At 68.1% G+C, this 20,496-nt stretch carries 15 protein-coding genes and 2 tRNA genes; all 17 read right to left on the bottom strand.

What is annotated here, in order from left to right; genetic code table 11:
- Positions 1 to 30: 30 nt before the first annotated feature.
- A tRNA-Ala gene (locus tag ACQ5DX_RS23840) sits at positions 31 to 103 on the bottom strand.
- A 161-nt stretch (positions 104 to 264) separates the two neighbouring features.
- Positions 265 to 338, bottom strand: a tRNA-Ile gene (locus ACQ5DX_RS23835).
- Between the two features lie 75 nt (positions 339 to 413).
- Positions 414 to 1,625, bottom strand: a complete 1,212-nt coding sequence (locus tag ACQ5DX_RS23830) for a DUF3566 domain-containing protein (RefSeq protein WP_430334939.1) — start codon at positions 1,623 to 1,625, stop codon at positions 414 to 416.
- On the bottom strand, positions 1,626 to 4,136 hold the full coding sequence (gene gyrA, locus ACQ5DX_RS23825; protein ID WP_430334938.1) for a DNA gyrase subunit A: 2,511 nt from the start codon (positions 4,134 to 4,136) through the stop codon (positions 1,626 to 1,628).
- A gap of 206 nt (positions 4,137 to 4,342) precedes the next feature.
- Positions 4,343 to 4,894 (bottom strand): GTP-binding protein, encoded by a 552-nt coding sequence (locus ACQ5DX_RS23820; RefSeq protein WP_430334937.1) that lies wholly within the window; start codon positions 4,892 to 4,894, stop codon positions 4,343 to 4,345.
- 16 nt (positions 4,895 to 4,910) lie between these two features.
- Positions 4,911 to 5,285, bottom strand: a complete 375-nt coding sequence (locus ACQ5DX_RS23815; RefSeq protein WP_430334936.1) for a DUF742 domain-containing protein — start codon at positions 5,283 to 5,285, stop codon at positions 4,911 to 4,913.
- Positions 5,286 to 5,298: 13 nt separating this feature from the next.
- On the bottom strand, positions 5,299 to 5,739 hold the full coding sequence (locus ACQ5DX_RS23810) for a roadblock/LC7 domain-containing protein (protein ID WP_430334935.1): 441 nt from the start codon (positions 5,737 to 5,739) through the stop codon (positions 5,299 to 5,301).
- On the bottom strand, positions 5,736 to 8,474 hold the full coding sequence (locus tag ACQ5DX_RS23805) for an ATP-binding protein (RefSeq protein WP_430334934.1): 2,739 nt from the start codon (positions 8,472 to 8,474) through the stop codon (positions 5,736 to 5,738). The genes ACQ5DX_RS23810 and ACQ5DX_RS23805 overlap by 4 nt, the downstream gene beginning before the upstream one ends.
- Positions 8,475 to 8,660: 186 nt before the next feature.
- Positions 8,661 to 10,694, bottom strand: coding sequence for a DNA topoisomerase (ATP-hydrolyzing) subunit B (gyrB, locus tag ACQ5DX_RS23800; RefSeq protein WP_430334933.1), 2,034 nt, complete (start codon positions 10,692 to 10,694; stop codon positions 8,661 to 8,663).
- Positions 10,695 to 10,924: 230 nt separating this feature from the next.
- Positions 10,925 to 11,848, bottom strand: a complete 924-nt coding sequence (locus tag ACQ5DX_RS23795) for an alpha/beta fold hydrolase (RefSeq protein WP_430334932.1) — start codon at positions 11,846 to 11,848, stop codon at positions 10,925 to 10,927.
- 24 nt (positions 11,849 to 11,872) lie between these two features.
- The gene (locus ACQ5DX_RS23790; RefSeq protein ID WP_430334931.1) at positions 11,873 to 12,994 is read right to left on the bottom strand and encodes a PDR/VanB family oxidoreductase; all 1,122 of its coding nucleotides are present in this window, start codon (positions 12,992 to 12,994) and stop codon (positions 11,873 to 11,875) included.
- The gene (locus ACQ5DX_RS23785) at positions 12,991 to 13,914 is read right to left on the bottom strand and encodes a metal-dependent hydrolase (RefSeq protein ID WP_430334930.1); all 924 of its coding nucleotides are present in this window, start codon (positions 13,912 to 13,914) and stop codon (positions 12,991 to 12,993) included. The genes ACQ5DX_RS23790 and ACQ5DX_RS23785 overlap by 4 nt, the downstream gene beginning before the upstream one ends.
- A gap of 114 nt (positions 13,915 to 14,028) precedes the next feature.
- On the bottom strand, positions 14,029 to 14,574 hold the full coding sequence (locus ACQ5DX_RS23780; protein ID WP_430334929.1) for a DUF721 family protein: 546 nt from the start codon (positions 14,572 to 14,574) through the stop codon (positions 14,029 to 14,031).
- The gene (recF, locus tag ACQ5DX_RS23775) at positions 14,571 to 15,797 is read right to left on the bottom strand and encodes a DNA replication/repair protein RecF (protein WP_430334928.1); all 1,227 of its coding nucleotides are present in this window, start codon (positions 15,795 to 15,797) and stop codon (positions 14,571 to 14,573) included. The genes ACQ5DX_RS23780 and recF overlap by 4 nt, the downstream gene beginning before the upstream one ends.
- Positions 15,797 to 16,693: a phosphogluconate dehydrogenase (NAD(+)-dependent, decarboxylating) gene (gene gnd / locus ACQ5DX_RS23770; RefSeq protein WP_430334927.1), complete on the bottom strand. Its 897-nt coding sequence runs from the start codon at positions 16,691 to 16,693 to the stop codon at positions 15,797 to 15,799. The genes recF and gnd overlap by 1 nt, the downstream gene beginning before the upstream one ends.
- Before the next feature lie 74 nt (positions 16,694 to 16,767).
- Positions 16,768 to 17,952: a DNA polymerase III subunit beta gene (gene dnaN / locus ACQ5DX_RS23765; protein WP_430334926.1), complete on the bottom strand. Its 1,185-nt coding sequence runs from the start codon at positions 17,950 to 17,952 to the stop codon at positions 16,768 to 16,770.
- A 547-nt stretch (positions 17,953 to 18,499) separates the two neighbouring features.
- Positions 18,500 to 20,062, bottom strand: a complete 1,563-nt coding sequence (gene dnaA, locus ACQ5DX_RS23760; RefSeq protein ID WP_430334925.1) for a chromosomal replication initiator protein DnaA — start codon at positions 20,060 to 20,062, stop codon at positions 18,500 to 18,502.
- Positions 20,063 to 20,496 lie beyond the last annotated feature (434 nt).

The following is a 20,496-nucleotide window of genomic DNA, read 5'->3' as shown; positions in this document are numbered from 1 at the left end:
CGTCCCGATCGGGATGGCGTCTTTCAGGTGTGGAGCCTAGGAGATTCGAACTCCTGACATCTGCCTTGCAAAGGCAGCGCTCTACCAACTGAGCTAAGGCCCCGTCTGCACCGAATCCGCGGATTCAGCGACTTGTGACCTCGTGCCAGACATCGGCGCCGCGTCGCTTGGAGAGCAACTTGGCGAGCCCGAGTGCGACCAGCAATCCGGCTCCTGCGATCAGGATGACCTTCATGGTGGCTACCCTTCGTCGGCACGTGGGAGTGGGCCTAGGAGGACTTGAACCTCCGACCTCTTCGTTATCAGCGAAGCGCTCTAACCGCCTGAGCTATAGGCCCTCGAACCAGGCAGAACAGTACCCCACCGGAAGGGCAGATACCAAAACGGGTCCGGCAGGGCACTGTTTTACCTGGTCAGTCGGGGTCGGCCAACGTAACCTGCACGCCGCCGACCAGGTCGGAACACAGGTTGTAGATGAACGAACCGATCGTCGCGAGTGCTGTGATAAGCACCACATTCATCAGGCCGATGAGGGCCGCGTAGCCGAACACCTGGCCGGACGTCACGAGCCCGCCGCTGTTCGAATCGCTGATGATCTCGGTGAAGGCGTTGTTGAGCCGGTCCCACACACCCATGCCGTCGAGCACGACGTACAGCAGGCCGACGGCCACCATCCACACGAAGAACAGCGCGACCGAGATGACGAGCGACACCTTGAGCATCGACCACGGGTCCACACGGCGCAGCTGCACGGTGGCCCGCAGGCCGTCCCCGTCGACCGGCGCGGTAGCAGTCAACGCGGCGGCCGCGGCCTTGCGGATCGCTCCGGTCGGTGCGGGCGCCGGCGCCGTTGCCGCCCTGCCGGGCGACGGATGCTTGACCTCCGACAGGTCCGGCATGTCCTTCGCCAGATCGGCGCGCGCGATGCTGCGGGTGGGGCCGTCGATGACCGCTGCCTTCGACTGAGCCGCCGCCCTGCGGTCCACCGCGTCGCCGGCAGGCCCGGCGGGCACAGGCTGCTTGGGAGCCGCCGTGCCCGTCACGACGGGCTTGCCCGGCGGGACCGGGGTGCCCGGCTTGGCCGGCGGCTTGGGTGCCGCCGTGCCGGTGATGACGGGCCGAGCCGGCGCCGGCGGCTTGCCGGCGCCGTTGTTGCCCGGCTGGCCGGGAGCGGCGGGGGGCTTGGCGCCCCCTGCCGGTCCCGCCGTGGGCGCACCCGGACGGTTCGCATCCGTCTTCGGTGCGCCCTGTTGCTGTCCCCGCTGCCACGGCGGCGTCGGGGCCGACGCCTTCTGCGTCGGCGGCTTCTGCGTGCCGGCGCCGTTCACGGCGGCGGCCGGGGCGGCGGCCGCCTTGCGGTCCGTCGACTCACCGGGCTGCTGGGATACCTTGGCTCCCTTGGGCTCCTGTGCCACCGCGGCGGCCTTCGGATCCTTGGGTTCCTTGGAATCCCCGGGCTGCGGCTGAGCCGCTTTCGCTGCCTGAGCCGGCCCGGCCTCAGCCGCCTTTGCGGCCTTTGCGGCCCCGGTGGCTTCTGGCGCCTGGGTGGCCTCGGGGGCCTCCTGTTCAGGCTTGTCGCCCGCGGTGCCGTCGCCCTGCTCGCCGGGCTTTCGGGGAGTGCTCAACTACGACTCCTTCGCTCCATCGGAACCCGCAGCATCCTCGTCGGGCTCGTCCGCGTTGCGCGCGATCGCGAGCAGGGTGTCGCCCTCCCCGAGGTTCATCAACCGCACGCCCTTCGTCTGACGGCCTGCCTTGCGCACCTGCTTGGCCGCAGTGCGGATGACACCGCCGCCCGAGGTGATCGCGTACAGCTCGTCGTCGTCGTCGACGATGACCGCACCGACCAGGGTGCCACGTTTCGGGTCGTACTGGATGGTGAGAACGCCCTTGCCGCCGCGGCCCTGTGCGACGTAGTCCTCGATCGGGGTGCGCTTGGCGTAACCACCCGACGTCGCCACCAGCAGGTACGTGCCCTCCCGGACCACGTTGAGCGACAGCAGCTCGTCGTCCTGGTTGAACCGCATGCCCTGCACACCGGACGTCGCGCGGCCCATCGGGCGCAGTGCCTCGTCGGTCGCGGCGAAGCGGATCGACTGGCCCTTGGCCGACACGAGCAGCAGGTCGTCTTCGGCCGAGCACAGCACGGCGCCGACCAGTTCGTCCTCGTCGCGCAGATTGATCGCGACGATGCCGCCCGAGCGGTTCGAGTCGAAGTCGCCCAGCTTGGACTTCTTCACCAGGCCGTTGCGGGTCGCGAGCACCAGGTACGGCGCGTCCTCGTACGACTTGATGTGGATGATGCCCTGGATCTTCTCGTCCGGCTGGAACGCCAGCAGGTTCGCCACGTGCTGGCCGCGCGCGGTGCGGTTGGCCTCCGGCAGCTCGTACGCCTTGGCGCGGTAGACCCGGCCCTTGGTGGTGAAGAACAACAGCCAGTCGTGTGTCGAGCAGACGAAGAAGTTCTTGACGATGTCTTCCTGCTTGAGCTCCGCGCCCTTGACGCCCTTGCCGCCGCGCTTCTGGGAGCGGTACAGGTCGGTCTTGGTGCGCTTGGCGTACCCGGTCTCGGTGATCGTGACGACCACGTCTTCGCGGGCGATGAGGTCCTCGTCGGTGACGTCCCCGTCCGCCGCGATGATGCGGGTGCGACGGTCGTCGCCGTACTTCTCGACGATCTCGAAGAGCTCATCCTTGACGATCTGGCGCTGACGCTCGGGCTTCTCGAGGATGTCCTTCAGGTCGGCGATCTCGCGCTCGATCTCGGCCAACTCGTCGACGATCTTCTGGCGCTCGAGGGCGGCCAGGCGACGCAGCTGCATCGCGAGGATCGCGTCGGCCTGTATCTCGTCGACCTCGAGCAGGCCCATCAGACCGGTGCGTGCGACGTCGACGGTCTGCGACGAGCGGATGAGCGCGATGACCTCGTCGAGGGCGTCGAGCGCCTTGACCAGGCCGCGCAGGATGTGGGCCCGCTCCTCGGCCTTGCGCAGCAGGTACCGGGTGCGCCGAACGATGACCTCGAGCTGATGGGCCACGTAGAAGCGGACCATCTGGTCGAGGCGCAGGGTGCGCGGGACGCCGTCGACGATGGACAGCATGTTCGCACCGAAGCTGGTCTGCAGCTGCGAGTGCTTGTAGAGGTTGTTGAGCACCACCTTCGCGACGGCGTCACGCTTGATGACGACGACGATGCGCATGCCCACACGGTCGGACGACTGGTCCTCGATCTTGGAGATGCCGGCGATCTTGCCGTCGCGCACCTGCTCTGCGATCGAGGTGATCAGGTTGTCCGGGTTGACCTGGTACGGCAGCTCGGTGATGACGATCTGGGTGGCGCCACGATCGGATTCCTCGATCTCCACGACACCGCGCATGCGGATCGAGCCGCGGCCCGTCCGGTAGGCGTCCTGGATGCCCTGGCCACCGACGATCAGGCCGGAGGTCGGGAAGTCCGGTCCCTTGACCCGCTCCATGACGGCCTCGAGGGTGGCTTCCTCGTCGGCCTCGTGGTTGTCGAGCGCCCAGTAGATGGCCTCGGCGACCTCGCGCAGGTTGTGCGGCGGGATGTTGGTGGCCATACCGACGGCGATGCCGCCGGAACCGTTGACCAGCAGGTTCGGGATACGGCTCGGCAGAACCGTCGGCTCCTGCGTCTTGCCGTCGTAGTTGGGAACGAAATCGACTGTGTCGTGGTCGATCTCGCGCACCATCTCCATGGCGAGCGGCGTCATCCGGCACTCGGTGTAACGCATCGCGGCCGCGCCGTCGTTGCCGCGGGAACCGAAGTTGCCCTGGCCGTCGACCAGCGGGTAGCGCAGCGACCACGGCTGCGCCATACGCACGAGGGTGTCGTAGATCGAGCTGTCGCCGTGCGGATGGTAGTTACCCATCGTGTCGGCGACCGGACGGGCGGACTTCACGTAGCCGCGGTCCGGACGGTAGCCGTTGTCGTACATCGCGTAGAGCACGCGACGGTGCACAGGCTTGAGTCCGTCACGCACATCGGGCAGTGCGCGGCCCACGATCACGCTCATCGCGTAGTCGATGTAGCTGGACTGCATCTCCTGCTGGATGTCGACCGGTTCGATGCGGTCGTGCGACGGTTCCTCCGGGGGCAACGTCGTGTCGGTCATCGGCTCCTCTTCTTCTCAGCAAACGGTCCTGGTAGAGCCTGCGGACCCGGGGCGTGCGAAGCGGTGAAGTTCGATGGCTCCGGCGCCACGCACACGCACCCGTCAAGTCTATAGGTGCAGGTCAGCTAGACCTGGCAGCACTCGCTCATTGTCCGGGATTCCCTGTCGAGCCGGGCACGCCCGGCGAAGACGGTGGAGGCGGGGTTCTATCCGACCGTCGACCCGAGCCGGGTGAGCGCGTACTCGGTGATCGCGACCAACGCGCCCTTCGCCGACTCCCGATTGCGGGCGTCGATGGAGAGCATCGGCACGTGTGCCGGTAGCGCGAGCGCCTGCCGGATCTCCTCGAGTGGGTACTGCGGCGCATCGTCGAATTCGTTGACCGCGACCACGAACGGCAGGTTACGGGCCTCGAAGTAGTCGACGGCGCCGAAGGATTCCTCCAGTCGACGGGTGTCGATCAACACGATCGCGCCGATGGCACCGCGGACCAGGTCGTCCCACATGAACCAGAACCGCTGCTGTCCGGGTGTTCCGAACAGGTACAGCACCAGGTCCGGCGCCAGGCTGATGCGGCCGAAGTCCATCGCCACGGTCGTGGTCGCCTTCTGCGGGGTGGCCGTGAGATTGTCCACACCGTCGGAGGCATTGGTGACCAGCGCCTCGGTCCGCAGCGGGACGATCTCCGACACCGCGCCGACGAGTGTGGTCTTGCCGACACCGAAACCACCAGCGATGACAATCTTGGTCGAGGTCACCCGATCGCGCTGAGGGCTAGATGTTCCGTAGTCCACCGAGGACCCTTTCGATTAGTTCGCGACGTTCGCCGTCGCTCGCGTCGTCTTGCAGGGTTGCCAGGATCCGCACGTGACCGGACTCGACCAGATCGGCGACGAGCACGCGCGCCACACCGATCGGCACTCCCACCCGGGCGGCGATCTCGGCGACCGACGGCGACTGCGCGCACAGCGCGATGATCGTCGCCTCGATGTCGCCCAGGTCCGGGAGTTGATAGTCCTTGAGCGGCAGCGCCTGGATCAGTGCCTCCAGTGCCAGTTCCACCGCCGGCCTCGTCCGGCCCGAGGTGAGCGAGTACGGGCGCACCAGGTTCGGTCCGCGCTCGCTCGCCTCGTCGTACTCGTTGTTCATGTCCACAGTCCGGTCAGGTTCCGAGCATCGACCGCGGCGTGGCTTCCACCGAGCTGCCGACCCGCTCGACGAGCAGCGCCATCTCGTACCCGACCTGCCCGATGTCGCACGACGAGGAGGTCAGCGTGGCCAGGTGCGATCCGTCGCCGACGCTCATCAGAAGCAGGTAGCCGCGCTGCATTTCGACGACCGACTGGAGGACGCCGCCGCCGTCGAAGAGGTTCGACACCCCTACCGACAGGCTGGCGAGCCCCGAGGTGACCGCCGCGAGCTGCTCCGCGCGATCGATCGGGAGGTGCGCACTGCTCGCCATGAGCAGGCCGTCCGCGGACACCAGCACGGCGTGCGAGACGCCCGGGATGTCCCTGGCGAAGTTCGAGACCAGCCAGTCGAGGGGGTGGTGGCCGCCGGAAACCGGCTCCCCGTTCGACTCGAATCCCTGGTCGATGCTCATATGTCTCCTCCGATGCTGGTGCGCTCGGCCGAGCTCGCTGCACGGCCCTCGAGAGTTCCCTTTTGGTGGCGGCTCAGATTCTCGCGGACGGCCTCCGGATCCCGCAGCCGTCGACGGTGTGCGCCCCGGTCGCCGGCGTCGACGCCACCGGGCACCAGCCGATGCCCCGGCTTGCGCTGCGGCAGACCAGATTCGGTCCTGGCCTCGACCGGGGTCTCGCTAGCCCGGTGCGCGGCGGTCCAGCCCTCGTCGGCCGACGACTTCCATTCGAACTTTCCGATGTTCTCCGACTCGATCGGATCCGTGAGCCAGTCCGTGACCATCCCGGAAAAGATCGGCGTCCCGTTGGTCGTAACGTCCTGGGATGCAGTCGCATTCGGGCGCGCCTGGAAGAACGACGCGGTTTTGGCGGCGTTGCCCAGGTAGCGGTGACGCCGCGCCCGTGGCGATTCGTCGGCGGTCTCGGGTTGTGCGGGCTCGGGCGAGTCGGTGCCTCCGAGTGTCGGAGCGGCCGGTTCGGGCACGGCCACCGGCGGCGCGGGCGACGGCGCCACGAACTGCTCCACGGGCTCGCGTTGCACGGGAGCGGGCTCCGGCGGGAGCGGCGCGGAAGCGCCGAGGCCCGGAGTCCGCTGCGGCAGGCCGGCTCCGCCGGGAGCGCGCTGCGGCAGGCCCGCCGCGCCCGGCGTCCGCTGCGGCAGGCCCGCCGCGCCGGGCGTCCGTTGCGGCAGCCCGGCGGACGGGTTCACCGCGGGCGTCGGCTCCTGCCGGGCGGGATCGATGACCAACTGCGGCATCGCGCCGGACGGGAGGATGGTCACCTGCGGCAGCCCGCCGGTGTCGATGCGCGGGACCGGACCGGTCGACGGCATCTCCAACGGCGAGACCAGCAGGGTGTCGGGCAGGTGCACGCTCGCGGTGACGCCCTGATCGGTCGGCGTCTCGTGAGTCCGCCGCAGGCGGACCGTGAGTCCGTGGCGGGTCGCGAGACGGCCGACGACGAACAGGCCCATGTGCCGGGCAGTCTCCGGCCCCACCGCGCCACCCGAGGCGAGACGATCGTTGATCTCGGTGAAGCGATCTGCGGGCAATCCGATTCCGCTGTCGGCGATCTCGATCAGCACGCCGCCGTCGACCGCGCGGGCGAAGGTGATCTTCACCCAGCTGCCGGGCGGGGAGGCGCGCAACGCGTTGTCGAGCAGTTCGGCGAGCAGATGCACGACGTCGGCCGCGGCGGCACCGCTCAGCGCGCCCTGCGGGGTGGACCCGACCTGCACGCGCTGGTAGTCCTCCACCTCGGACATCGCGGCGCGCACGAGGTCACCGAGCTGGACCGGGGCGGACTGCGCGCGGCGGACCCGGTTGCCGGAGAGAATCAGCAGGTTGTCGCCGTTGCGGCGCATGCGGGCCGCGAGGTGGTCGAGCCGGAACAGACTTTCGAGGCGCTTGGGATCCTTCTCCTCGAACTCGAGGCTCTCGATCAGGCCCAACTGCTGGTCGACCAGCGACTTGCTGCGTCGGGCGAGGGTCTCGAACATGTCGCCGATCTGCAGGCGAAGGTGCGCCTGCTCGCCGGCGAGCCTGAGCGCCTGGCCGTGCATGTCGTCGACGGCGCGTGCGAGCTGGCCGATCTCCTCGGTGGTGTACACCGGGATCGGATCGAATTCGGTGACGGCGGAACCGTCGCCGACCTTGATCTGCTCGATCGCTTCGGGAAGGTCGTGGTGGGCGACATCGAGCGTCCCGCGCCGGAGCCGGCGGATCGGACGAATCAGCGACCGGGCGACGAGGATGCCGAGCAGGATCGTGGCGATCAGGGTGATGAGCACGACGGCGGCGGCGCGCAGCGCCGCGGAACGGGTCTCGTTGGACTTCGCGTCCACCAGACGGATGATCGACGCCGTCGAGTTCTTGATCATCGGCGTGTAGATCTGCTGGCTGTCGAGCATCGACTGATGCATCTCGAGCCCCGGAGGGGTGCCCGCCGGTGTGTTGAGCATCAACTGCCTGCGGGTGTCGACCGCGTTTCGCAGTCCGACCAGCGCGGGGTCGTCGTGCGGGAAGTAGCGGGCCAGGACGTCGATCATGGCCAACTCGGAGCCGATGGCCGAAACCAGCTCGGTGTCGGGCGATTTCGGGTTCTGGTAGCGCTTGATGATCGCCAGTGTCTGGTCGAAGAGGCGGCGTTGGGAAGCCCAGGCATCGATGAGCCGGGTTCCCTCGTTGAGAATCGCCCCGTCACCGATGGGCGTGATCGCGGCGATGACCGTGTTCGCCGCGGCCTCCTGGATAGCGGCCGTCCGGGTACCGAGTTCGTCGAGGGACAGCTTCGTCATGTCGGCCCGGAGGGCCTCGGTGTCGTCGATCACCTGGTTCACGGAGGCCACCAGGGCGGGATCCATGTCGGGGTCGGCCACCGTCGCGCGCATCGCACGGATCGTTCGATTGACCTGCTCGGCGTCGTCGGCCGGCGATCCCTGCCGGGAGAGGTAGTTGGCGACGGCGTAACCGGTCGCGACGTCCATGTCCAGCATCGGCGCGACGATGGCGGTCTGCTTCGCGGCGTCACCGAAGTGGGAAGCGGTGCCGAGTTCGTCCTTCACGCGGAGGCCACCGAGCACCGTTGCCACGGTGATCGGGATGGCGACCGCCGCGGTGACCTTCCAGCGCAGGCTCCAGCCCTCGAGGTTCCACAGCCTCCCGAGCCTGGTGCCAGGCGCCGTTTGGGTCTTCATCTTCCAAGCTCGCTTTCCACCTAGGTCCGGCACAAGTGACGCACTCGTGCCCTCCCCCGGACCAAGAACAAGTTTTGCCGGAAGGAGTTGAGGACAGACTCCTAGGCGGTTCCGGAGTCTAGAGGCGCCGAGCCGGGCACTGAAGTGATTGAAATCACATTTGCCCGACTCGGCGCTTTGTGTCACTCAGACGTCGAGGAAGCGGACGTCCTTCGCGTTGCGGGTGATGAAGCTGCGACGGGCCTCGACGTCCTCGCCCATGAGGACGCTGAACAGCTCGTCGGCGGCGGCAGCGTCGTCGAGCGTGACCTGACGCAGGACGCGGACGCTCGGGTCCATCGTGGTCTCCCACAGCTCCTTGGCGTTCATCTCGCCCAGACCCTTGTAGCGCTGGATGCCGTCGTCCTTGTTGATCTTCTTGCCCGACTCCAGGCCGGCCGCGAGCAGGCCGTCGCGCTCACGGTCGGAGTATGCGAACTCCGGCGCGGCACCCTTCTGCCACTTGAGCTTGTACAGCGGCGGCTGGGCCAGGTACACGTGGCCCTGCTCGACGAGCGGACGCATGAACCGGAACAGCAGCGTGAGCAGCAGCGTCGCGATGTGCTGGCCGTCGACGTCGGCGTCGGCCATGAGCACGATCTTGTGGTAGCGGAGCTTGCTGATGTCGAACTCGTCGTGGATGCCGGTGCCGAACGCGGTGATGATCGATTGGACCTCGGCGTTCTTGAGGACGCGGTCGATGCGGGCTTTCTCGACGTTGATGATCTTGCCGCGCAGCGGCAGGATCGCCTGGTACATCGAGTCACGGCCGGACTTGGCCGAGCCGCCTGCGGAGTCGCCCTCCACGATGTAGATCTCGCACTTGCTCGGGTCGTTCGAGCGGCAGTCGGCGAGCTTGCCGGGCAGGCCACCGATATCGGTGGCGCTCTTGCGGCGCACCAACTCTCGCGCCTTGCGGGCGGCGGTACGCGCCTGCGCCGACGACACCGCCTTGGTGACGATGGTCTTGGCGTCCGCGGGGTTGGCCTCGAACCAGTGCGCGATGTTCTCGTTGCAGGCCTTCTGCACGAACGACTTGACCTCGGTGTTGCCGAGCTTGGTCTTGGTCTGGCCCTCGAACTGCGGCTCGGCGACCTTGACCGAGATGATCGCGGCGAGACCCTCGCGGATGTCGTCGCCGGTGAGCTCCGGGTCCTTGTCCTTGACGAGCTTCTTGTCCTTCGCGTACTTCTTCACCACCGAGGTGAGCGCGGCGCGGAAGCCCTCCTCGTGGGTGCCGCCCTCGTGGGTGTTGATGGTGTTCGCGAACGTGTGCACCGACTCGGAGTAGCCCGAGTTCCACTGCATCGCGATCTCGAGCTCGTGACCGGTTCCCTTGGCGGTGAAGCCGACGACGGAGTTGTGGATCGGCTGCTTGGTGCGGTTGATGAACCGCACGTAGTCCTCGAGGCCGCCCGGGTAGTGGTAGACGCGGGACTTGACCTTGTGCACCGGGGCGGCCGCCTCGGCCTCCGCCTCGTCGGCAGTCTTGGGCGCCTCGGCCGTGGTGGAGACGACGTCGTCGGTGATCTCCTCCTCGGCGACGCGCTCGTCGGTGAGGGTGATGGTCAGACCCTTGTTGAGGAATGCCATCTCCTGCAGGCGGCGCGCGACCGTCTCGAAGTTGAACGTGGTGGTCTCGAAGATCTCGGGGTCCGCCCAGAACCGGACGGTGGTGCCGGTCTCCGACGTCGGCTCGCCCTGCACCAGCGGGCCGGGCTTGGCATGGTCGTACGTCTGCGACCAGCGGTAGCCGTCGACGTTGATGTCGACCTCGACCTTGGTCGACAGCGCGTTGACGACGGAGATGCCGACGCCGTGCAGACCGCCGGACACCGCATACGCGTCGGAGTCGAACTTGCCGCCGGCGTGCAGCTGGGTCATGACGACCTCGACGGTGGGGGCGCCGGAGGCGTGCATCGCGACCGGGATGCCACGACCGTCGTCGACGACCTGGATGCCGCCGTCCTCGAGCATGGTCACCTCGACCTTGCTCGCGTAGCCGGCCATCGCCTCGTCGACCGAGTTGTCGACGACCTCCCAGATCAGGTGGTGCAGGCCGCGTTCACCGGTGGAGCCGATGTACATGCCGGGTCGCTTGCGGACGGCTTCGAGTCCCTCGAGGACGGTGATGGAGGAAGCGCCGTAAGTGTTGCTCTTGTCAGACTTTTGGGCAGCCACGGGTGGGTAGCTCTCCTTACTCCGTAGTGTGCCGACACGGCCCCACTCCGCGCTTCGAAAGACGCCGGCCACGCCTGGTGACCGCACGCACAACGAGGCACCGCGAGCGGTGTGTCGAGATTCGCCGCTGGTTACTCGACCATCTTACGTGTAGGCACCGACTACAGGGCACCGAACACACCCCTGATTGCCCCGCAGACGCGATTTCTCGGCCTCCGACGGGTCAAACCTTAGGCCGAACCGACCGCACCGCTGTCCGGCGTACTTCCGGCGCGAAGATCATCCACGAACGCGGTCGTGAGGCGGGCCACGTCCGCGCCGTGCGAGATCGGCGACCAGTGACCGGCGGGCAACTCGCGTCGGCGCAGGTCGGAAACCCACCGTTCGGTGTCCTCGTACCCGACGGGCCGCACCGCGAGGTCCCGCCGGTTCAGGATCAGCTGGACAGGCACGTCGGTGCGTCGCTCGCGCGGTGTGCGCAGCCGCGGCCGGATGTTGGCCCGGTACCGCTTGAGCCCGGTCACCATGTCCGCGGCCAGCGTCGGCGCGGGCCGCACGAGCGTCGGGTCCAGGCGGTCGAAGTACTTCAGGAACGTCGGCCAGATCCGCCACAGCCCCAGTCGGAACGGCAGCGTCCCGACGACGGGGATCTGGAACAGCACCGTGTAGCCCGACGCCGCCGCCTGCGCGAGCGGGCCTGCCGGGCGTCGCTGCGCGAGCCGACGCCGCATCCACATACCCAGGTGATCGAGGTTGGGCCCCGAGATCGACGTGTACGACGCGATCCGCTGCTCGGCGCCCGGTTCGCACACCGCTTCCCACGTCTCCACCGCGCCCCAGTCGTGCGCGAGCACGTGGACCGGGGCGTCGGGGCTGACGGCGTCGATCACGGCGAACAGGTCGCGCGCCAGCTGCGGCAACTCGTACGCCGCGACGGCCGTCGGTGCGCTGCTGGCGCCGGCGCCGCGGGTGTCGTAGCTGACGATCCGGAACCGGTCCGCGAAATGCGGAATCACGTGCTGCCACAGGTCGTGGGTGTCGGGCCAGCCGTGCACCAGCACCAGCGTCTCGCCGGCCGGGTTGCCCTGCTCGTACACCGCGAGCCGGACGTCGCCGTTGGTGACGAAGCGAGGCTCTGCGCCAAGCACACTCATGAAAGTTCCTCCCGGTCAGTCGATTCAGAGATCGAGGATGAGGCGTCCGCCGTCGGCCCGCGAGACGCAGATCAGCATGTGGTCCGCCTGCTCCTGCGGCGTCAGACGGTTCTCCCGGTGGTCCGGTGCGCCCGAGAGCACCCGCACCTTGCAGGTTCCGCAGAAGCCCTGCTGACACGAGTAGCCGACGCCGGGTTGCCGCTCCTTGATCACCGCGAGCGCGGACTCGTCGGCGGGGATCTCGAGCACCTCACCGGTGCCCACCAGCTGTACCTCGAACGGCGTGCCGCCGAGCACCGGCGGCGGCCCGAACCGCTCGAAGTGCAGCGCGGCCGCCCCCGAGTCGACGAAGCCGGCGCGGACGGCGTCGAGCATCGGCGTGGGGCCGCAGCAGTACACCGCTCCCCCGGAGGGAGCGCGACCCAGCAGGTCGTCGGCGGTGGGCAGGCCGAATTCGTCGTCGGGACGGACGAACACCCGATCGGATTCCCACGTCGCTATCTCGGCGAGGAACGGCATGGACTCCCGCGAACGCCCGGAATAGACGAAACGCCAATCCATTCCGGACTTCCGGGCCGCACGGACCATCGCGATGATCGGGGTTATGCCGATGCCGCCCGCGACGAACAGCGCGCTGCCCTCGGGGACGAACGGGAAGCCGTTGCGCGGACCGCGGACCGTCACGGTGGTGCCCGGAGTGAGACCGTGCATCTCGATCGATCCGCCACCGCCGTCGGGGATCGACCGCACCGCGATCCGGTAGTGCCGCCGATCGGCCGGATCACCGCACAGCGAGTACTGACGTCGCAGGCCGGACGGCAGATGGAAGTCGAGATGGCAGCCGGGCTGCCACGCGGGCAGGTCGCCACCGTCGACGGCCGCGAAGGTGAGCGCCGCGACGTTCTCGTCCTGCGCAACGATCGTGCGCTCGGTGGCGATCAGCGTCATCGCGGTGTCCGGGTTGTGGCCGGCCACGTCGGGGTCGTAGTCGTACGACGTGAGTACCCGCAGGTACTTGTCGGCCACCGCCTCGACGAGCGTCATCGCACGGTCGGGCCGGTCGCGGCCCTGGAGATCGGCCGGCGGCGCGGGCCGGGTCAGCGCCTCCTGCTTCGACAGGAGGTCGCGCACGCGGGACAGTTTCACCGGGCCGCCGCCCGGGCCGCAGGAGACGACGCGAGGTACGCCACCGCCTGCGCCGTCGATCCCTCCTTGCCGGGGTGGTAGTCCCGGCGGAAGTACGTCGACATGCGCTTGCCCAATTCCATTGCGGTGGGCAGGGTTCCACGACGTCCGGAGGCCCGGAAGTCGGAGAAGTGCGGGCGCCGCCGACTGGGAGACCAGTTCTGCAGTTCCGGATCGTTGCGCATCAGGAACCGGGTGCCGCGCACCCACAGCCACACGATCATCGGCGTCACGATCAGCTGGGTGCGGATCCGCCGCGACTCGCGCTTGTCGAAATAGCGCATGACGTCGTAGGCGACGCACCGGTGCTCCACTTCCTCGGCACCGTGCCAGCGCAGCAGGTCCAGCATCGTCGGGTGCATCCCGGCGCGATCCAGCCCGTCGGCGTTGAGGACCCAGTCACCGAGGAACGCGGTGATGTGCTCGACGGCCGCGATGATCGCGAGACGTTCGACGAGGTGATTCTGCGCGCGCCGACCGACGAGCGGCTTGGGACCGAGCAGCTTCTCGAAGGCCCAGTGCATCTGATCGGTGTACGGCGTCGGGTCCAACCCGTTGGCCTTCAGGTGCTCGAGCACCCCGGTGTGGGCGCCGGCGTGCATCGCCTCCTGACCGATGAAGCCGACGACGTCCTCGCGCAGCTTCTCGTCCTCGATCAGCGGCAACGCCTCCTTGTAGGTGGCGACGAACCACTCCTCACCGGCCGGCAACAGCATGTGCAGGACGTTGAACACGTGCGTCGTGAACGGATCGCCTGGCATCCAGTGCATCGGCAGGTCGGCCCAGTCGAATTCGACGTTCCGGGCCTGCAACAGGATGTGGTCGGGCTCGAGCTGGTCCGGCTCGGTCGCGGGCGTGCGCGCTACGGAGGTGACCGCCATGACTGCTCCCAGCTACTCAGGCGGGGTCGCCGCCGCCGCGCGGCGGCATGGTGACCCAGTTCACTCGACGAAGTAGCTGTAACTGTAACACTCAGTTATAGGTAAAACCAGGAGTCAGCCGTAGGTGTCCCGCGGCCCCCGTCCGGAGATGTGCCGGTCACCCTTTCGCCAGCTCGGCGCGGTCGGTCCGGTGATCCGCAGCGACTTCACCACGCCGTGGCCCACCGCGGCGGCGATCTTGGCGAGGATCTGCGCCTGCATCATCCGCAGCTGCGTCGCCCACGCCGTCGACTCCGCCGACACGCTCAGCACACCGTCGCGCAGCCCCGTCGGCTGCGCGTGCGACGCGATGTCCGGCCCCACGACGTCGGTCCACCGGCCAAGCACGGTGCCCTCCGACACCTGCGACGACCAACCCCGCTGCTTGGCGACGGCGTTGACCAGCGCACCGAACGGCTGCGGGTCGCGCTCGTCCGGGCCCGACCCCGACCACGATCGGCGTCGCGACCGCAGCGCGCGGACGCCGCCGGTGCGCGGTGACGAGCGTCCCTGCCCCACGGACTTGCCCTTCGCCTTGGCCGCCGCCCGCGCCTCCTCGAGCGCGCGCCGGGCCAGGTCGATGCCCTTCAACTCGGGCTGCTCCGGTTGCGGACTGGTCACCGCTCGCCTCCCGTCGTGGTTATCCCGCCGACGGGAGTGATCTGCGAGATCCGCCCGTGGTCGGTGTCGTGGGCCGCCACCGCGAAACGGGTGGCGGACAGTTCGTCGGGGACGTCCTCCGGCACGGCCGCGGTGATGAGCACCTGCTCGGCCGCGGCGGCGACGCCCGCCAGCGCGGTCCGGCGCTTGCGGTCCAGCTCGGCGAAGACGTCGTCGAGCATCAGCACCGGGTCGCTGCCGTCCGCACGCAGCAGGAAGAACGCCCCGAGCCGCAGCGACAGCGCGTACGACCACGATTCTCCGTGACTGGCAAAACCTTTCGCGGGCTGATCGCCGAGGAACAGCTCGAGGTCGTCGCGGTGCGGGCCGACCAGGCACACCCCGCGCTCGATCTCCCGCTGGCGCATCACCGACAGCTCGTGCAGGAAGCTCGCCTCCAGCAGTTCGACGTCGTCGCGCTCGGGTTCCCTTGTCGGATCGAGCAATTCGGGTGGCAGCGAGGTCCCGAGGCTGCTGCGGTACCGCACCGACGCCGGCCGCGACTCGGGCGCCAGCGACCGGTACGACGTCACCAGGTGCGGGGCCAGGTCGTGCACCAGCCGCAGTCGGGCCTCGAGTAGTTGAGCTCCATGGGCCGCCAGGTGTCCGTCCCAGACATCAAGTGTCGCAAGGGCACTCGCTCCGTCGGACGACCGTGCGCCCCGTCGCAGCGCACCGCTCGCGGTCTTGAGCAGCGCCGACCGCTGCCGCAGCACCTTGTCGTAGTCGGCCCGGACCGCGGCCATCCGCGGGATCCGCGAGGTCGACAACTCGTCGAGGAACCTGCGGCGGTCCCCTGGGTCGCCCCGCACCAGCGACAGGTCCTCGGGCGCGAACAGCACCGTCTGCAGGATCCCGACGATCTCCCGCGGGCGCCGGGTCGGGGACTGATTGATCCGGGCGCGGTTGGCCTTTCCGTCGTTGATCTCGATGTCGATGCCCAGTTCGCGACCGTGATTGACCACGAGCGCACCCGTGTACGCCTGCGCAGCACCCGCCCGGATCAGCGGCGCGTCCGACGACACCCGGTGCGACGACAGCGTCGACAGGTAGCCCAGCGCCTCGAGCAGGTTGGTCTTGCCGTGGCCGTTGCGCCCGACGAACACGGTGGCGCCGGGTGTGAGGTCCACCGTGACGGCGTCCCACGACCGGTAGTCACGGAGGGAGAACTTGCGAACGAACACTAGGTTCCCGACGGTCCGGTTCGCCGGACGGCATGCCCGCCGAACTGGTTGCGCAACGCGGAGACCGCCTTCATCGCCGGCGAATCGTCCTGCCGCGACGCGAACCGCGCGAACAGCGCAGCGGAGATCACCGGCGCGGGCACGGCGTGGTCGAGCGCCTCCTGCAACGTCCACCGTCCCTCGCCGGAGTCCTCCGTGTACCCGGAGATCTCGGCGAGGTCGGGATCGTCGGCGAGCGCCTTCACCAGCAACTCGAGCAGCCACGACCGGACGACGGTGCCGTGTGTCCACGCCTGCAGCACGCCGGGCACATCGGTGATCAGGTCCTCGGCGTCGAGCAGTTCGTAGCCCTCGGCGTACGCCTGCATGAGCCCGTACTCGACACCGTTGTGCACCATCTTGGCGTAGTGCCCCGCCCCGACCGGTCCGGCGTGCACGAAGCCGCCCGCGCGTTCCCCTTCTGGGCGCAACGCGTCGAAGATCGGCATCGCCCGCTGCACGTCGGCGTCTGCGCCGCCGACCATCAGCCCGAAGCCCTCGTCGAGTCCCCAGATGCCGCCGGAGACACCGCAATCCACATAGCCGATGCCGGCGGCGGCCAGCAGGTCGGCGTGGGCCCGGTCGTCGGTGTAGCGCGAGTTCCCGCCGTCGATCACCAGGTCGCCGGGGCCGAGTACGGACGCCAACTCCTGGATCGTGGTCTTCGTGATCTCCCCGGCCGGCACCATCACCCACACGATCCGGGGCGCCGGCAGCGCCGACGCCAGCTCGGCGAGCGAGGCGACGTCCGAGACCTCCGGACGCGGGTCGTAACCGACGACGTCGAGGCCGTGCGCCCGCAACCGCGCGCGCATGTTGAAACCCATCCTGCCGAGTCCGACCAGTCCGAGCTGCATCGTGAGATGTCCCTCCACTAGTGGTGATTCGAGCGGGGCTCCGAGTGGCCTCGGCCGACGGCCGGACGCGCGGATCAGCCCGGCAGGCGAACCGGCATCAGCAGGTAGGTGTACTCGCTCTGGGGAGCCGGGAACGTGCCGGACTCGCAGCGCTCGGGCGTCTCCTCGCCGGCCGGACGCAGCACCGCGGGACGGCTGGGCGTGGTGAAGCCGAACAGCACCCGCTCCGAGTGCAGCGACGACAGACCGTCGATGAGGTAGCCGGGGTTGAACGCGATGATCAGCGGCTCGCCCTGGAAGTCGGCCTCGAGGGACTCCTCGGCGCGGCCGGCGTCGTCGCCACCCGCCGAGAGCAGCAGCCCTTCGCTGTTGAACTCGAGCCGCACCTGCGCGCCGCGCTCGGCGACCAGGGCCACACGCTTGATCGCCTCGACCAGCGGTGCCACCTCGACGGTGGCCATCGCGGTGTGCTCGGCCGGCAGCAGCTGGCGGAACTTGGGGAACTCGGCGTCGAGCAGACGCGTCGTGGTGCGACGGCCGTCGGCGACGATGCCGAGCATGCCCTCGCTACCCACCGACGACCCCGAGCCCAGTGCGAGCTCGACGGGCGAAAGCGTGTTGCCGCCCAGAGTCTTCGCGGACTCCGACAGCGTCTTCGCCGGGACCAGCACGGCCGCGGAGGTCTCGCCGGCGATCGGCATCCACTCGAGCTGACGGACCGCGAGCCGGAAACGGTCGGTGGCCGCGAGCACGACGTTGGTGCCCTCGATCTCGACGCGAATGCCGGTGAGCATCGGCAGGGTGTCGTCCTTGCCGGCGGCGACCGCAACCTGGCTGACTGCCTCCGAGAACAGGTCCACCGGCAGCGAGCCGGTCTGCTGCGGCAGCGTGGGCAGCTGCGGGTAGTCCTCGACGGGCATGGTCGGCAGCGAGAACTTGGCGCTACCGCACGTGATGAGCACGCGGGTGCCGTCGACGGTCACGTCGACGGGCTTGTTGGGCAGTGCGCGGGTGATGTCCGCGAGCAGCTTGCCCGAGACCAGCACCTGGCCGGTGGTGGTGACCTCTGCGGAGACGCGGACCTGTGCGGACACCTCGTAGTCGAAGCCGGAGACGGTCAGGCCCTGCTCGTCGGCGCCCAGCAGTACGCCACCGAGAACCGGCACGGGAGGCCGGGACGGCAGGCTGCGCGCGACCCAGGCGACGGAGTCGGCGAAGTCCTCCCGAGCAACGCGAAACTTCATGCTTCCAAGCTCCATCGCTCGGGTGTTCCTCTCGGTAGGCACGGACGTACGGCAGCAGCTGCGCGCAAGGCTGCAAAGGCTGCGCTAGCAGTCTGACACAGCGGCCAGAGGACACCGTATGCGTTCACCGGCCGTGTTGAAAAGCGGACGCCGGCGCCTCGAGACACCTCGAGGCGGGCTGTGAACAGGACGATCCACGCGGTTGTTCACAACGCCTGTTTTAGAAGAACTTCTCTCGAGAAGACTTCAATCACAGTAATAGGCACTGTGGAATCTGTGGATGGACGACCGAAGCCGCTGGTCCCACGCCCTCGAGGCATGGGGACTTCTCGAGGACGTACTCGAGGACGAATCCGGCGCGGTTGTGGACACCTCGAGACACCCCGAAGTTGTCCAACAGTTCTCCACAGCGATTACACCTTATACACACACCTATCCACAGATGTTAATTCTTTCGGATTCGTGTCTCGAGTCACCCCCGAAGCACGACATCCGCACGGGAAGTCCGTGCGGATGTCGGTGGTCGGGAGTGCCTGCCCGTGTCTCGAGACACGGGCGGTCGTCAGCTCTTCGAGCGCTGCTTGATGCGGGCCGTGAGCTCCTGGACCTGGTCGTACACCTTGCGGCGTTCGGTCATCTCCTTGCGAATCTTCTTGTCCGCGTACATGACCGTGGTGTGGTCGCGGCCGAACGTCTGGCCGATCTTGGGCAGCGACAGGTCGGTGAGCTCCCGGCACAGGTACATGGCGATCTGCCGGGCCTGCGCGAGCGGGCGGGCCTTGCCGGGCCCGCACAGGTCGTCGATCGACGTGTTGAAGTACTCGGCGGTCACCGCCATGATCGTCGACGCATTGATCTCGAGTGCGGCCGAATCGGGCATCAAGTCCCGCAGCACCACCTCGGCGAGCTTGAGGTCGAGCGCCTGCCTGTTGAGCGACGCGAACGCCGTCACCCGGATCAGGGCCCCCTCGAGTTCGCGGATGTTGCGTTCGATCCGGCTGGCGATCAACTCGAGGACGTCGTGCGGGACGTCCAGGCGGTCCATTCGCGCCTTCTTCGACAGGATTGCGATCCGTGTCTCGAGTTCCGGCGGCTGGACGTCGGTGATCAGTCCCCACTCGAACCGGGTGCGTAGCCGCTCCTCGAGGGTGGCCAACTGCTTGGGCGGCCGGTCCGACGACACCACGATCTGCTTGTTCGCGTTGTGGAGCGTGTTGAAGGTGTGGAAGAACTCTTCCTGGATACCTTCCTTGCCCTCGATGAACTGGATGTCGTCGACCAGCAGGATGTCGGTCTCGCGGTAGCGGCGCTTGAACGCCACCTTGCGGTCGTCACGAAGACTGTTGATGAAGTCGTTCGTGAACTCCTCGGTGGAGACGTACTTCACCCGCATCCCGGGGAACAGTCGCTGGGCGTAGTGGCCGGCGGCGTGCAGCAGATGGGTCTTGCCGAGTCCGGACGCACCCCAGATGAACAGCGGGTTGTAGGCGCGGGCGGGCGCCTCGGCGATCGCGACCGCGGCCGCGTGCGCGAACCGGTTGGACGCGCCGATGACGAATGTGTCGAACGTGTACTTCGCGTTCAGGCTGTTACCGCCGGCCGAACCGGTCGCGGGACCGGCCGGCGGCTTGGTGAAGTACGACGGCCACGACTCGTGGACGCTGGCCAGCGCCTCTCGGTCGTCGTCGACCTCCTCGTGCTCGGCCAGGTCCGGTGCCGCGACGTCCGTGGTGCCCATCGCGAGGTGGCGACGTCGCACCGTGGTCGCGCTGTCGCCGAACGCGCTGTCCGTGTAGGAGGCGTCCGCGAAGGCGACGTCGGCGGGTTCGTCCGGTTCGTCGACGTCCTCCGGTGCGGCGATACGGACGCCGAGGCCCTCGACCTTCTGGCCGAGGTGGAGATTGAGTGCCCGCAGGATCGGTTCCCGCAGGTCACGCTCGATCGCTTCCTGCGCGAGCGGTGACGGCACCGACAGCAAGGCGAATCCCTGTGCGTACGTCAGCGGCTTGACCAGCGCGAGCCACGCCTTCTGCGCTTTGGTCAACGCCGCGCCGTCGGAGGCGGAGGTCAGTTCTGCAACGACGTCGCGCCAGACAATCGCCAAGGCGTTCGGATCGTCGTTCACTGTCTGTCCTCCCAGGGCCGAGTGGCCCGTCGCCGTGGTGTTTCTGTCGAGCTCCCCCGGTGAGGCTGGACCCCTTACCGGGCAACGAATATGCCACCCGATCTGTGTTTCCACACAATTATCCACAGATGTGGACAACGCTCGAGTGTGGGGGCTCACCGCCTCTGGATCCCTGCGTGAGGAATCCTCGAGGCTGTCACCTGGTGGAATGCGGTGGTCGATGCGTGGCCGGCTGTTACCTGCGCCGGCTCGGGCCGCGAGCATGGGTGTTAGTTGTCTTACAGTCCCAACTCTCGAGACTCGCTCGGAGAGCGCTGCCGCGCGTCACGCAACGTCCGCATTGCGACTCGAGCGTAAGCGGCTTCGGCTGTGCCATGCACGGACGGTAACAACCGGAAGGTTTGTTCACAGTGATTCACCACGATTCGGTGCGA

The organism is Rhodococcus sp. ACT016, assembly GCF_050477185.1.
GTDB lineage: Bacteria > Actinomycetota > Actinomycetes > Mycobacteriales > Mycobacteriaceae > Prescottella.
Note: the sequence above shows the minus strand (reverse complement) of the source record. Positions and strands in the feature narration are given on the sequence as shown.